This window comes from Lysinibacillus sp. UBA6686, assembly GCF_002455205.1.
GTDB lineage: Bacteria > Bacillota > Bacilli > Bacillales_A > Planococcaceae > Lysinibacillus > Lysinibacillus pakistanensis.
In genome coordinates, this window is the sequence record NZ_DKJS01000085.1 from 56,356 (window position 1) to 71,045 (window position 14,690).

General features: G+C 37.3%; 10 protein-coding genes and 1 pseudogene. 5 read left to right on the forward strand and 6 right to left on the reverse strand.

The window, feature by feature from the left end:
• Positions 1-78 precede the first annotated feature (78 nt).
• Positions 79-349, forward strand: a pseudogene (locus tag B2R82_RS23165) (butanediol dehydrogenase); the annotation flags it as partial.
• Between the two features lie 49 nt (positions 350-398).
• On the opposite strand, the gene kdpC reads toward B2R82_RS23165, so the two are convergent.
• The 3 genes from kdpC to kdpA are packed head-to-tail and all read right to left on the reverse strand — an operon-like array spanning position 399 to position 4,831.
• Positions 399-1,046, reverse strand: a complete 648-nt coding sequence (gene kdpC, locus B2R82_RS23170) for a potassium-transporting ATPase subunit KdpC (RefSeq protein WP_286927312.1) — start codon at positions 1,044-1,046, stop codon at positions 399-401.
• An 11-nt stretch (positions 1,047-1,057) separates the two neighbouring features.
• Positions 1,058-3,121 (reverse strand): potassium-transporting ATPase subunit KdpB, encoded by a 2,064-nt coding sequence (gene kdpB / locus B2R82_RS23175; protein WP_286927313.1) that lies wholly within the window; start codon positions 3,119-3,121, stop codon positions 1,058-1,060.
• A 12-nt stretch (positions 3,122-3,133) separates the two neighbouring features.
• Positions 3,134-4,831, reverse strand: coding sequence for a potassium-transporting ATPase subunit KdpA (kdpA, locus tag B2R82_RS23180; protein ID WP_286927314.1), 1,698 nt, complete (start codon positions 4,829-4,831; stop codon positions 3,134-3,136).
• Positions 4,832-5,199: 368 nt separating this feature from the next.
• Between kdpA and B2R82_RS23185 the strand changes: the two genes are divergently transcribed.
• Together B2R82_RS23185 and B2R82_RS23190 are read left to right on the forward strand one after the other, a co-directional pair.
• The gene (locus B2R82_RS23185; RefSeq protein ID WP_286927315.1) at positions 5,200-7,890 is read left to right on the forward strand and encodes a sensor histidine kinase; all 2,691 of its coding nucleotides are present in this window, start codon (positions 5,200-5,202) and stop codon (positions 7,888-7,890) included.
• A 9-nt stretch (positions 7,891-7,899) separates the two neighbouring features.
• The gene (locus tag B2R82_RS23190; RefSeq protein WP_283868723.1) at positions 7,900-8,604 is read left to right on the forward strand and encodes a response regulator transcription factor; all 705 of its coding nucleotides are present in this window, start codon (positions 7,900-7,902) and stop codon (positions 8,602-8,604) included.
• Between the two features lie 111 nt (positions 8,605-8,715).
• Here B2R82_RS23190 and B2R82_RS23195 read toward each other — a convergent pair whose 3' ends face one another.
• On the reverse strand, positions 8,716-10,404 hold the full coding sequence (locus tag B2R82_RS23195) for a methyl-accepting chemotaxis protein (RefSeq protein ID WP_286927316.1): 1,689 nt from the start codon (positions 10,402-10,404) through the stop codon (positions 8,716-8,718).
• Positions 10,405-10,714: 310 nt separating this feature from the next.
• On the opposite strand from B2R82_RS23195, the gene vrrA reads away from it, so the two are divergent.
• Positions 10,715-11,227, forward strand: a complete 513-nt coding sequence (vrrA, locus tag B2R82_RS23200) for a VrrA/YqfQ family protein (RefSeq protein WP_286927317.1) — start codon at positions 10,715-10,717, stop codon at positions 11,225-11,227.
• 74 nt (positions 11,228-11,301) lie between these two features.
• Complete coding sequence (locus tag B2R82_RS23205; protein ID WP_286927318.1) at positions 11,302-12,270, forward strand: 4-hydroxy-3-methylbut-2-enyl diphosphate reductase; 969 nt, start codon at positions 11,302-11,304, stop codon at positions 12,268-12,270.
• 45 nt (positions 12,271-12,315) lie between these two features.
• Here B2R82_RS23205 and B2R82_RS23210 read toward each other — a convergent pair whose 3' ends face one another.
• Positions 12,316-13,017, reverse strand: a complete 702-nt coding sequence (locus B2R82_RS23210) for a response regulator (RefSeq protein ID WP_286927319.1) — start codon at positions 13,015-13,017, stop codon at positions 12,316-12,318.
• 58 nt (positions 13,018-13,075) lie between these two features.
• Positions 13,076-14,656 carry an ATP-binding protein gene (locus B2R82_RS23215; protein ID WP_422655563.1) on the reverse strand — a complete coding sequence of 527 codons (1,581 nt, stop codon included), beginning with the start codon at positions 14,654-14,656 and terminating at the stop codon, positions 13,076-13,078.
• Positions 14,657-14,690 lie beyond the last annotated feature (34 nt).

Sequence of the window (14,690 nt, forward strand, 5' to 3'; positions counted from 1 at the left end):
ACACTAGAGGAAGATGATTTTATCATGAAGCAGCAAGATAGTAAAAAGCAAAAGACATCGTGTAGCTACATGATTTACACAATTGGTGGCGTTGATGTTTCATTTGAAGTTATTGGTGTTCCTGAAGTGTTACAGCAAGCCATTCATTCAACATCATTTGAAGGTGAATCAATTGTTTCGATTTGGGAGACAGCAGCTTCTATTCTACCAAACAATGTTGTTCTTTCAGAGTGTACTGTAAAAGGAATTAATGCATACCGTGATATTTTTCCCGGCAGTTAGGGAATTATTGACACAAGGTTACTTCCCTGAGAAGCTCGTAACAAAACGTATTTCATTATCGAAGCTTTACCATATATCAGGTAGAGAGGACCTAAACGCTTCTCTACCTGTTTTAATCATTCCCCTTTTCTTTCCTCTATTTTCTTCATGATTGCTAGATTAGCCATAAGAACATTGACCCTATTTTCCCCAAAAATCCCCAGTGCTCGTGTTTCTGTATAAGTATCTAAAATATTTCTAATCTCCTGTTCTGAAAGTCCACTTGCTTGAACAATACGTTGGATTTGTATTTCTGCAGCCTTTACACTGATATGGGGATCTAGCCCTGAACCAGAGGCCGTCATTAAATCTGCTGGAATATCCTGTCGTTCAACAGCAGGATTGGCAAGCAAAAATTTCTCGATATCTGCTTCAATTCGTGTCTTTAATTCAGGATTCGTTGGTGCATAATTAAAGGAGCCTGAGCTAACACCACTATAGTTCAACTGACCATTTTCATCCGGAATTGTGTCCATTTTTGTGTACACATTATAATTTACGGATGACACTCGTCCCCAGAAATAGGTAGGCTTCAAAAATGCCTGACCGATTAATTCTGAACCTCTAGCTTGGCCATCAACTTCTATTAAACTACCGTTGGCCTTGTATGGAAACACTCCTTGTGCTAATGCAGTTACTGCCAATGGATAAATAAAGCCACAAAGAAGAAACATTGTGAACGTAATCAATATTGCTTGCTTTGTATGCTCAAAAAATTTACGCATCTCTCTTCCTCCTATAATCCAAACATCTGAAACAGGGGTGCTATCATAACATCGATCAACTTTATACCGATAAAAGGAGCGATGATGCCTCCTACTCCATAAATGAATAAGTTTTTATTTAGTAACTTCGAAGCACTCATAGGTTTGTATTTTACTCCTTTCATGGCAACAGGAATGAGCAAAGGAATAATAATCGCATTGAATAGTAATGCAGAAATAATAGCACTTGAGGGCGAATTCAATTGCATCACGTTTAATACATTCATCTCTGGAACAGCAACCATTAGCATTGCTGGAATGATGGCGAAATATTTTGCCATATCATTCGCAATACTAAATGTTGTGAGGGAACCACGAGTCATGAGTAACTGTTTTCCAATTTCAACTACTTCAATAATTTTAGTAGGATTTGAATCTAAATCCACCATGTTAGCAGCTTCCTTTGCTGCATTCGTTCCTGAATTCATAGCGAGTCCTACATTTGCTTGTGCCAATGCTGGTGCATCATTCGTCCCATCACCAGTCATCGCTACTACTTTTCCTTGTGCCTGTTCATCTTTTATGACTTGAATCTTGTCCTCAGGTTTACTTTCTGCAATAAAGCTATCCACACCCGCTTCCTTTGCAATAGCTGCTGCGGTCAGAGGATTATCTCCTGTACACATGATTGTTTTAATTCCCATTGCTCGTAGCTGTTCAAAGCGTTCCTTTAATCCAGCCTTGACCACATCCTTTAAATAAATAACACCGATGATTTTCTGGTTTACTGCTACTACTAGTGGTGTCCCACCAACAGAGGATACTCGATGAATAAGCTGATCTAAATTCGCTGGAACACTATGCCCTGCATTGATACACTCTTGTTTAATCGTATCATAGGCACCTTTTCGAATTTTTGTTCCATCCTGCATATCTAATCCACTCATTCTTGTCTGTGCTGTAAATGGGATATGTGTACTGTTTTTTATGACTTGTTCTTCATTATTAGTATTCATACCTAATTCGCATGCTAATGATAGAATAGATTTCCCTTCAGGTGTGTCATCTGTTAATGAACTAAAATAAGATGCTTGCACTAAATCTTTATTTTTCACACCTTTTACAGGTAGAAATTCAGAAGCCATGCGATTCCCGTAAGTTATTGTGCCTGTTTTATCTAAAATTAATGTATCCACATCCCCACATGCCTCTACAGCCCTTCCAGACATGGCAATAACATTGAACTGTGTCACCCTATCCATTCCCGCAATACCGATAGCTGATAATAATCCACCAATTGTTGTGGGAATTAAGCAGACTGTCAGAGCAATTAATGTTGCGATTGAAATAGGCACGTTTAGATAAGTTGTCATAGGATAAAGTGAGACAACCACTAGTAAAAAAATAATGGTTAAGCTTACTAAAAGCGTATTGAGAGCCACCTCATTCGGCGTTTTTTTGCGACTAGCACCTTCAATAAGCGTTATCATTTTATCTAAAAATGATTCACCAGGCATTGAAGTAATTTTAATCATTAGCCAATCGCTTGTAACAGTCGTACCACCTGTCACTGAAGAAAAATCACCCCCACGCTCTTTGACTACTGGTGCAGATTCACCTGTTATCGCCGATTCATCTACAGTAGCTATTCCATCGATGACCTCTCCATCGTTTGGTATAACCTCTCCTGCTTGAACTAACACAATATCGCCCTTTTTTAATTCATGTGCCTGTTTCATTATTTCAGAACCATCATTTAGCAAAACACGGGCCTGTGTAACGGTTTTTGTCTTTTTTAAGGTTTCAACCTGTGCTTTTCCTCTTCCCTCTGCAATCGACTCTGCAAAATTCGCAAATAAAATAGTAATAAAAAGAATGGTTGCCACAATTGCATTATACAATCTCTCATTTTCTGCAATTTCACCCCCAAAAATAGATGGAAATAAAGCTAAAAGCAGAACCAACAAAAATCCCACCTCTACTACAAACATTACAGGATTTTTCAGCATATATATCGGATGAAATTTTTTTAACGCATCTATCAAAGCGCTTTTTAGCATAGTGCCAGTGATAAAGGTTTTTCTTTCAATTTTCATACGTGTCTCTCCTCATTCCGCATAAAGTTGTAGATGCTCAGTGATTGGTCCCAGTGCAATCGCAGGCAAAAATGTCAGAGCACCAATCATTAAAACAATTGCCACAAGTAGAAATGTAAACATGGTATTGTCCGTTTTCAACGTTCCTACAGAATCAAGATGCCACATTTTTTTAGCCAGTAAGGACGCAATTGCTAGCTGAATGATGATTGTTACATAACGACCAAAGAACATAGCCAGACCCGTTGTAACATTCCAAAATAAGGAATTGTCAGATAGTCCCTCAAAGCCCGAGCCATTGTTTGCTGAAGCAGAAGCAAATTCATAGAGTACTTGTGATAATCCATGTGCACCTGGATTCGTTATCCCTGCTACGCCCTGTGGTAAAGCAACAGCAAGAGCTGAAAATAGCAGAATAATAGCAGGGTGAATTAGAATACAAAGAGCAATAAGCTTCATCTCTTTCTCTTCAATTTTTTTGCCTAAAAATTGAGGTGTTCGACCAATCATCAAACAAGCAATGAAGATTGTTAGCAACACATACATCATCATGTTCATAAGACCGACGCCCTTACCACCAAAGACAACATTTAGCATCATATTAAACATCGGTACAAGTCCACCTAGCGGAGTTAACGTATCATGCATATTGTTGACAGATCCAGTTGTAAAAGCTGTGGTCACTGTCGTAAATAACGCAGACTGCGCCACCCCAAAGCGCATCTCCTTACCCTCCATACTACCAAGTTGCTGTGTAATTCCCAGTTCATTTACAATGGGATTACCTGCTCGCTCTGATATATAGACAGTCACTAATCCAGCAAGGAACAACATGGTCATTGCTACAAAAATTGCTAATCCCTGCTTGCTAACTATGGGCTTCTCTTTTCTAGAAGCTATCATTAAGCTAAATGCTACTATACAGGCTCCAGGCAATAGCATCATTGACAGCATTTCAATCATATTTGAAAGGACCGTTGGATTTTCAAATGGAGTAGTAGAATTTGCTCCATAAAAACCACCACCGTTTGTTCCTATATGCTTAATAGACTCAAGTGAAGCTACAGGCCCTAGTGCAATATCTTGTAATTTCCCTTCTATCGTTTGTACAGTTTGATTGGCTTTGAAAGTTTGTGGTGTACCCTGTGATACCAAAATAATAGAAACTACTATAGAAAGTGGTATTAATATCCTTGTAAGGATACGAACAAAATCTACAAAGAAGTTACCAATTGTATCCGTTTTAGCCACAATACGACGACAGAATGCCATACACGCTGCATAACCTGTAGCTGCTGATGTGAACATCATAAAAATAATGACGAGCATTTGTGATAAATAACTAAGCCCTGATTCACCACTATAATGCTGAAGATTTGTATTTGTCATAAATGAAATAATAGTATTAAAAGATAGTGATGCTTCCATATTGTCAATCTTATTGGGATTTAAAAACAAGATTGCCTGAATTCGTAATAGAATATAGCCAATTAACACCATACAGGCATTTGATAGGATTAAAGAAAGCACATATTGTTTTCCTGTCATATCCACTCTTTTAATACCACAAAGTTTATAAATAAACCCATCCAATCTATCCATGATTGGATCAATCCATGTTCCTTGTTGCATTGCCACCCGATATAAATAATGACCTGTAACGATAACGAGTGGTACATACATAATTAAAACAATGGCTATTTGCCACATAGTGCAACCTCCTAAAGCCTATTAATAATTTTCAGGATATAGTAATGCATGCCCTAGATAACCAAAAAGGAATACAAGTACAATTCCTATAAAAATCCACATTCAATTCCCCCCTTACTTTTCTTCCACTAGCTTAAAGCACCAAGCAGCTAACCCATAAAGACCTACAAAGCCGATAATTAGTAAACCAATCATAAATAAGTCCAACCATCAAAACCCCCTTCGTTATTAGGATGCTCTCATCATACTTACTTTCAGATTAATGTAGTGTTAGGAAATCGTTTTTTCTATTAAGAAACTATAAAGGGCGTAAATCTTAATACTTTCTTAATGGAAGATAACGCTATAATACAAATATGAGGTGAAGGATGATGGAACAAGAACGACCTGCTCCAGAGACATTTTTAGCGAGGCTTCAACAGGTGGAACACGTTATTGGAAAGCTCAAAATTTTTCTTGGCTATGCTGCTGGCGTAGGGAAAACCTATGCAATGCTAGATGCAGCACAACAGGCTCAAACGCTTGGTAAAGATGTGGTGGTTGGCTATGTAGAGCCTCATCCTCGTCCAGAAACATTAGCCTTACTCGAAGGGCTTGAGCAAATTCCTACAAAAAAAATAAGATATAAAGAGAAAGACTTTCAGGAATTAGATATTGATGCTGTATTAAGTCGTAAACCAGAAATTGTTCTTATTGATGAATTAGCGCATAGTAATGTACCAACAATGCGACACAAGAAGCGCTTTGGAGATATAGAGGAATTACTTGCAAAGGGAATTCATGTCTATACAACAGTAAATATTCAACATATTGAAAGTCTTCATGATTTGGTAGAAGAAATAACTGGTATCAAGGTTCGGGAACGTATACCAGATTACTTAATAGATCAGGCCGCACAAATAAAAATTGTAGATATTGAACCCGATGAGTTAATTCAACGTTTACAGGATGGCAAGATTTATAGCAAGCAACAAGCTGAGAAAGCCCTACAATCTTTCTTTTCTAAGCAAAATTTAATAGCTCTTCGAGAAATTGCACTACGTAGAGCTGCTGATACGATTACCTATAAACAAATTAACAGCAACGAATCGATGAAACATTCTGTACAGATTGAAGAGCATATTCTTGTCGGTATTAGTAGCTCTCCTACAAATGCTAAGGTTATTCGAAATGCCGCACGACTTTCGCAAGCTTTGCATGGCAAATTCACTGCCCTTTATGTACAAAAGGTACAGGAAAGCGATAGGACAACCGCAAACTCAGAGCGATTGCAGCAACATATAAAGCTTGTTGAACAGCTTGGTGGTCACGTGGTCATTGTTCAAGAGGATGATATTGCAGCAGCTCTTGCTAATTATGCTCAAATTAGCGGTGTGACAAAATTGGTCATCGGTAGAACAAGCATGAGAAAAAGATGGTGGCAACCAAGTACAAAAATTAGCGATCAACTGACTGAATTTGTACCAAATTTAGCTATTCATATAGTACCAGATCAGGAAAATGAACAATTCTATCTGCCTAAAATAAATATACAATGGTCATTTGACTGGCTTGACTTGTTAAAAATGATTTTCATATTTGGCTTTGTATCCATTATCAGCTTGTATTTATATTCACTTGGCATTAGTGAATCAAATGTTATTACGATTTATATTCTAGGTGTTTTAATGCTTGCTATCTGGTCTTCCGGTTGGATAATGAGCATTATTAGCTCCATCACTGCTGTACTACTCTTTAATTACTTATTTACTGAACCACGATTCTCATTTGATGCCTATCATCGAGATTATCCAATGACCTTTGTAATCATGTTCCTTTCAGGGCTCATCACAAGTAGCTTAACAAAAAAAATAAAAAAGCAGACGCTGATAGCTGTGCGTAAATCCTATAGAATGGAGGTGCTTCTTGATGTAAATCGGAGGCTCCAACATGCTAAAACGATTGATGATATTATTACGGAGGGTATGGTACAAATTGTTAAGCTAGTAGAAAAGCCCGTACAATTCTTTGAAATAGAAAATAACGCCATTGTTAAATCAATTTTTTTTCATACGGAAAGCATGTCAAATAGTGAAAATAAAAAAGCAGCCTCCCTTTTTGGAAATCCTAATGAGCATGGAGTGGTGAGTTGGGTTATTAATAATAAGCATGTAGCAGGTGTTTCCACTGATATATTTCCAGAAGTAAGTGCCTACTATTTACCTGTTATGTCAAATGGGTATGTGAAGGGTGTTATTGGCATTGCATTGTCAAAGGAATTACCATTACCTGCATTTGAGCGTAATATTTTGCATGCTATTATCAATGATTTTTCGTTTGCGCTCGATAAATGGTATTTACAGAAGCTCAATGAAGAAGTAGCCAGAGAGGCTGAAATGGAACAAATGCGTGCTAACCTTTTGCGTGCTATCTCACATGATTTAAGAACACCGCTAACAGCTATTTCTGGAAATGCAGATATTTTATTGACGAATGCAAGTTATATTCCAGATAATGAAAAAAACAAATTGTATGAAGATATTTATAAAAATTCAAAATGGCTTGTACAAATGGTTGAAAACTTACTCGCTGTTTCAAAATTAGAAAATGGACAATTCGCTTTAGAGATGCATTTGGAACTTGTAGAAGAAATAATACAAGAGGCACTTTGTCATGTCGTTCGTCTAAATAATACTCATAAAATATCCTATCAAATTGAACCAGAATTCTTATTTGCTTTTATGGATGCACGACTAATCATTCAGGTTCTGATTAATATCATTGATAATGCTTTGACCTACACACCTCCCGGTAGTGTGATTACGTTACAAGTAAAAGAATCTTCTGGTTTAGTAGATTTCATTATTTCTGATGATGGGCCAGGTATTGATGATGCTATAAAAGACACGCTTTTTGAGCCATTTACAACCGGAAAAAAACAGCGCAGCGATAGTCGAAGAGGTCTAGGATTAGGCTTAGCACTTTGTCAAACCATTTTAAAATTACATGGCAGCGTAATTCATGTATCAAATAATCAACCTCAGGGCACAGTCTTTCATTTTTCACTAAAAAAGGAGTAATGATGTTCCATGAATAAACGAATTCTTGTAGTCGAAGATGACCTAGCCATTGGCAATTTACTCAAGATGACATTAGCTACACAGCACTATGAATTCGACATCGCATACAACGGGAACGGTGCATTACAAAAGGCTCTTACTATGAAGCCAGATGTAATCATTCTGGATTTAGGACTACCAGACATGGATGGTGTAGAGCTTATTACAAAGATTAGAAGCTGGACCCAAACCCCTATTATTGTTGTCAGTGCGCGTGGGGAAGAACAAGATAAAATAAATGCATTGGATGCTGGTGCAGATGATTATGTCACTAAGCCTTTTAGTGTAGAGGAGTTACTAGCACGCATACGAGTAGCACTGCGAAGAATGATGTATGAGCATCAGCTCGAAAATGAACCCTCTATCTTTGAGAACGGCCATTTACAAATAAACTATTTAGCAAATACAGTGTTTGTCAATGGGAAAGAGGTGCATTTAACACCTATAGAATATAAGCTGTTGGTCATTTTATCTAAGCATGTTGGCAAAGTATTAACACATAATTTTATTTTAAAGGAGATTTGGCATAATGTTCTCCAATCGGATGTCCCTAGCCTTAGGGTTTTCATGGCAACACTTCGAAAAAAAATAGAGAACGATCCAACTAACCCAACATTAATACAGACCCATGTTCGTGTAGGGTACAGAATGCTACGTTGTTATGATGAAGAATAATGTGTGCCGAAGATATTTTCTAAAAAATATAGTGAGGAGGCTCCAAAATATTTGGAACCTCCTCGCTTGTATAAAAAGCAATAACAGACTTTTGTAGTCTACAATCCTCACTTAAATTTTAAATTTATTGATTTCTTCCTTCACTGTCAGAGCTTCTTCGCTTAATGATTTTGCAACGGCATTTATTTCTTCAATCGTTGCTGCTTGCTCTTCAATTGTTGAGGCAATTATTTCTGATTGCTGTGCAGCTTGAACGGCAGAGTTAGACATTTCATTGACCGATGCAGCCATTTCTTCAGTGCTTGCAGATATTTGCTGTGTGGAGGCTGAAACATCTTCAATTTGCCCTGTCATCTCACGAATGGCATGTAGAATTTCATCAAAAGACTTTTGCGCATTTTGAATAAATGTGACACCCTCATCCACATTTAATACCGTTACACCTACAGCTTTATCTACTTCCTTCATTTCCTGCTGAATATTTGCAATCAAATCAACAATTTGATTGGCAGATGCTTTCGATTCCTCTGCTAACTTTCGTACCTCATCTGCTACAATTGCAAAGCCTTTACCATGTTCACCAGCACGCGCTGCCTCAATAGCAGCATTTAATGCTAGAAGATTCGTTTGTTCAGTAATATCTGTTATTACTTTTGTAATATGAACGATTTCTGCTGATTGTCTATTTAACTGCTTAATACGCTCATTTGTCTTATTAGAAGATTCCTGAATGATTGCTATTTGATTTTCTGCGATATGTAATGTTTTTTCACCATCATTCGCAATAGTTTGGGTTTCTATAGCCTTTGAATGAAGCACTTGCGTAGCCTCCGCTATACGTTGCACCCCTTGGGCTGTTTCATCCATTGCAATTGAACTCTCACGACCAGTGGCTGCTGCTTGATGATCATTTGTTGCCATTCCCTCTACTAAATTTGCAACATCATTGGAGGAATGAGAAATGACATCTGTACTTGCAGCTAATTGTTCAGCTGCGGAAGTAGTATGCTCAACATTGGCAGTCATACTATGTATCAAAGAATGTAAATTAGTTTTCATTAAATTAAAGGAATCTGCTAAAATCCTAATTTCATCATTTGTTCTGACCTCTATATCCTTTTGACATAAATCACCTTTAGCAATTATTTCTGCAGCAGATGTTAATTTATGAACAGGAACAACAATGGAACGTACAAGAATAATGCCGACTACGATACAAATCAGGACAATAATGCCGAATATCCATAAAAACCACTGCTTATTATCATCTATAAGCTTTTCAATATCGACTAAAGATTTTTGCATTTGTGTAATGCTTTCTTGTTGGAACATCTCTACTTTTTCATTGATTTTAATAGATGTCGTATCAAATTCTAGCATTATCTTATTGCCCTGTTCAGGTCCCCCTTGAATATAGCTTTTAGCCATTTCTTGACCAGTGCTATAATAATGATCAAATGCTCTTTTAATCGCATCTAGTTTTTCCTGTTTTTGAGGATGCAAGCTTTTCAGCTGATCTAAATTTTGATTAAAAATTTTACTATATTTTTCTGCTTGCTCAAATCCATCATCTAAATTATCTAATGCTCTTGTAGCACTAATATCTGTCAAGTATTGCTGAACCTGAACCACTGCTAGCTTCATCTCATCTGCTAGTAGTGCTGATTGCAATGTCTTTTCCTTCATTAAGTATATTTGCTCTAATTGGGATTTGGCATTTTGTTGCTGAAAAAACCCCATCATTAGCACTAATAATACAATAATACCAAAGGACACCATACTCCTCACTTTAATTGACACAAAATACCCCCTATACAAGATTCCTCTATAATATTCTAACAAAAATACCTTTTCGTAATATCTACATAATAAATTCAAAACACAGGTATTAATAATCCATTATACCCCTGCATGCAGCAGAAAAAGTGTAAAAACTGTGACGTTTTAAGAAATTTTCCTATTTATTGGTACGTACTAGGTAAAACGAACAAAGCCAATTCCTGATCACGTGTTTTCTTTGTCTTTATCGAACGCTAGCATAACCATCTGCATATCATATCTATAATCAGGTATGTCATCAATGATAAACAAGTATTGAAAGGAGATCATTATGGTATTTCGACCACCCTATCAGTTTCCAATGTATCCCGGCGGCATGAGAATGCCCATGCAAATGCAAATGCCAATGCCAATGCCACCACAACAGATGTCACCGCAGTCCTTTTTTCCTCCTGGAGGCTTCCCAATTCAACCACGAATTCCGGGTGGCCTTCCAATGTCTAGTGGAATAGGGACTTTTGGAGGGCAAATGCCGATGCCACCAGTTCAGGGAGCCTCTAAAATCGGCTCATTTTTAGAACAAGCAAATAGCTTGTTTAACTCGGCCAAAACCTATACACCCTATATACAGCAAGCGATGCCTATGGTTAAAAATATTCCTTCCCTATTAAAATTGTATAAAGGGTTTCAAGGTCTTCCGTCTGCAAAGGATGGGGCCTCTAAAGCGACAGCAAGTGAAGGAACAGGTTCTGCAAAAAGTGCAAGGTCTTCTCGGCAAAATGCATCGTTCACTGCGCCAGATCCAATTCCATCCAAACCACGTATTTTCCAGCCACCTATGTAGATGAACGTTTCTTTGTATTCATCGTCCCCGTCCGTTATAATGTAGGTAGGTAAAGCTTGAAAGGAGTCACAACCATGCAAGTATTAAAAATTAATCCACGTGGCTATTGCTACGGTGTTGTTGATGCGATGGTTATCGCGCGTAACGCCGCACTCGATAAAACATTACCAAGACCTATCTACATTTTAGGGATGATAGTGCATAATAAACATGTCACAGATGCCTTTGCAGAGGATGGCATCATCACATTAGATGGTGATAATCGTTTAGAAATCATAAAACAGGTTGAAACTGGCACAGTTATTTTCACAGCGCATGGCGTTTCACCTGAAATTCGTGAAATTGCGAAGCAAAAAGGTTTAGTATCCATTGATGCTACATGTCCTGACGTAACCGTTACCCACGATTTAATTCGTGAAAAATCAGCAGAAGGCTATGATATTATTTATATTGGTAAAAAAGGACATCCCGAACCTGAAGGAGCAATCGGCGTTGCACCAGAGCATGTACATTTAGTGCAATCTTCCAACGATATTGATGCATTACATTTATCAAATGATAAATTACTGGTAACCAATCAAACTACTATGAGTCAATGGGATGTTGCTCATTTAATGGATAGTTTAAAAGAAAAATTCCCACATATTGAAGTGCATAAAGAAATTTGTTTAGCAACACAGGTGCGTCAAGAAGCAGTCGCTAAACAAGCAGGGGAAGCCGATTTACTTATTGTTGTTGGTGACCCAAAATCCAATAACTCAAATCGTTTAACGCAGGTGTCTGTTGAAATCGCAGGGACACCATCCTATCGAATTGCAGATGTTTCTGAGCTAAAAGTTGAATGGTTATCAGGCATTAATACCGTTGCTGTCACAGCAGGTGCTTCAACGCCTACACCGATTGTCAAAGAGGTCATTTCATTCCTTGAGCAGTTCGATGAACATGATGAAACTACACACATCATTAAACGTACAGTTACATTAGATAAAATTTTACCAAAAATCAAGACACCAAAGCCTGTAGAAAAAATTATGCCCTACTAAAATACTTAAAACCTGATTGCTTAAACACAATCAGGTTTTTTTCAATTACTTACTAAAATAATAATTGATCGGTCGACCAATGCCTCCATAATGCACATCCATCGTAATCTCTTCTTGCTTCTCTAAATAATCTAAATATCTCCGAGCTGTAACCCGTGCAATGCCCACACCACTTGCAACTTCTTCAGCCGAGGCTCCCTCTACAGTATGCAAATAGTGCACAACTTTTTCGAGTGTTGCTCGATTAAAACCCTTTGGTAAGTTTTTTTCAACATGTATCATAGATGGTTGCTCAGCCTCTTTTTGTCCACCCTGATAATGGAATAATTGATCAAGTTCTCCCTGTGTTAGCTCACGCTCTTTTTGCATTTGTTTTTTAAAACGCAAATAATTTTCAAGTGTTCCTTGCACGCGTTCAAACGAAAAGGGCTTCATTATATAATCGAAAACTCCTAAATGCAAGATCTGTTTCACCGTTTTCATATCATTTGCAGCAGTTACAGTAATAACATCCACTGGCAATTTAAGTTCACGTATTTTTCGCAAACTTGTAATCCCATCCTGCTCTGGCATAAAAATATCCATGAATACTAAATCAGGTACAAGCTTACGTATTTGAGTTATTCCCTCGATACCGTTTGAGGCTTGACCTATCACCTCAAACCCCGCTACCTTTTCAATAAATTGACGATTCACCTCCCGCACCATCGGATCATCCTCTATTAAAAGCACTCTTATCTGTGTCACTGTCAACCCTCCATATACTGAAATTATATTTTCATTCACTACTTTTTCACAGGCGACTTTAAGAATAATAAAATGTTATCAAAAAGCTGGTTCCTTTATGAGGCTCACTAGTAACCTCAATATCCCCCTGCCCCTTGTGTACAATTTCTTGAATTAAATACAGGCCAATTCCTCGCCCCTTTTTCTCTTTTGTCGAAAAGCCATTATCAAAAATATGTGCCCTTACCTCTTCTGTCATGCCAATACCATTATCTGTGACTAAAATTGCCAATACATCTTCATCCTCATCAACAGATACATGCACAATTTTTTCATCAAGTTGTGTATCTTTTAATGCATCAAAGGCATTTTCGATTAAATTGCCAAATAAAATGACAAAATCATGATGATCTAAATTTTTTGGAAATACTGTCAGATGACTTTCTCGATCTATCTCCAACCGAATTCCCTGCTCTTTTGCATAAGAAATTTTACTAAGTAGTAAGCCTGAGATATTTTCATTTTTAATTCGTTCATTTAAGAAATTTGTAATTTCATCATGTTCTTCCTTCACTTGTGTTAAATAAGAAAGTGCCTGTTCATGATGTCCTAGCTGTAAAAGTCCTGCAATGGTGTGTAATTTATTTTTATGCTCATGGGTTTGTACACGCAATGCTTGTACAAATGCCTTTACACCTGTTAACTCCTCCGCAAGCTTTTTCACTTCTGTACGATCCTTAAACATGGCCACAGCTCCAACTGTTTTTTCATTGACTTGTATTGGGATACGATTACTCATAATACTGTGTCCATTAATATAAAGCTCACGATTGAAAAGTGGCTGATCAAGCTCCAGAATTTCTGGTAAGCGTGTGTCAGGTAATACCTCATAAATTTTCTTTCCAATTAATGTTGACGGTTGTTCATAAACCCCTAATATATCACATGCTTTTTCATTAAATATGGTAATCGTTAAATCGTTATCTATCGCAATAATTCCTTCATGCATGGCATTAAAGGTTTCTGTTCGCTCCACATACATTTTAGCTATTTCATGCGGCTCTAACCCAAACATTTGCTTTTTCATATGAAGCCCTAAATTATGGGCACCCCATGCACTAAATAGAAGGGACAAGAAAATTGTAATAATTAACTCCTTTTGGATAGATTGTAGTAATTCTGCAATCGTTAAAACACTATACCCTACAATTACAACACCTACTTGCTTACCCTCACTACTCATAATAGGTACAAATGCTCGTACCATATCACCATGCTCTCCATGTGCAATTGATGTATAATAATGTTCAGAAAAGGCGGCATTTAAATCTCCAGATTGCGAAATTTGACCAATTTCTGCTGAAATCGGATGTGAATATTTGCGTCTTTGCATATCTAGAACAACTATATATTGTGCACCATTTATATCACGGATTTCCTCTACAATAGGATTAATATGTGTTGTTGCTTCATTAAAATCACGGCTAGTAATATACGTTTTTAATTCAGGAAGCTGTGATACGGTTTTTGCCACAAGCAATGCCTGATTTCCAAGCTTATCCTTCTGCTCATTCATCACGAATCCTAGCAAAAATGTACCACCAATACTAAAGGAAAGCATGAGAATAAAAAAAGTCAGAGACATGATTTTTCTTCTCATTGACAGCTTTTGAAATTTCAAGATGTAAACGCCT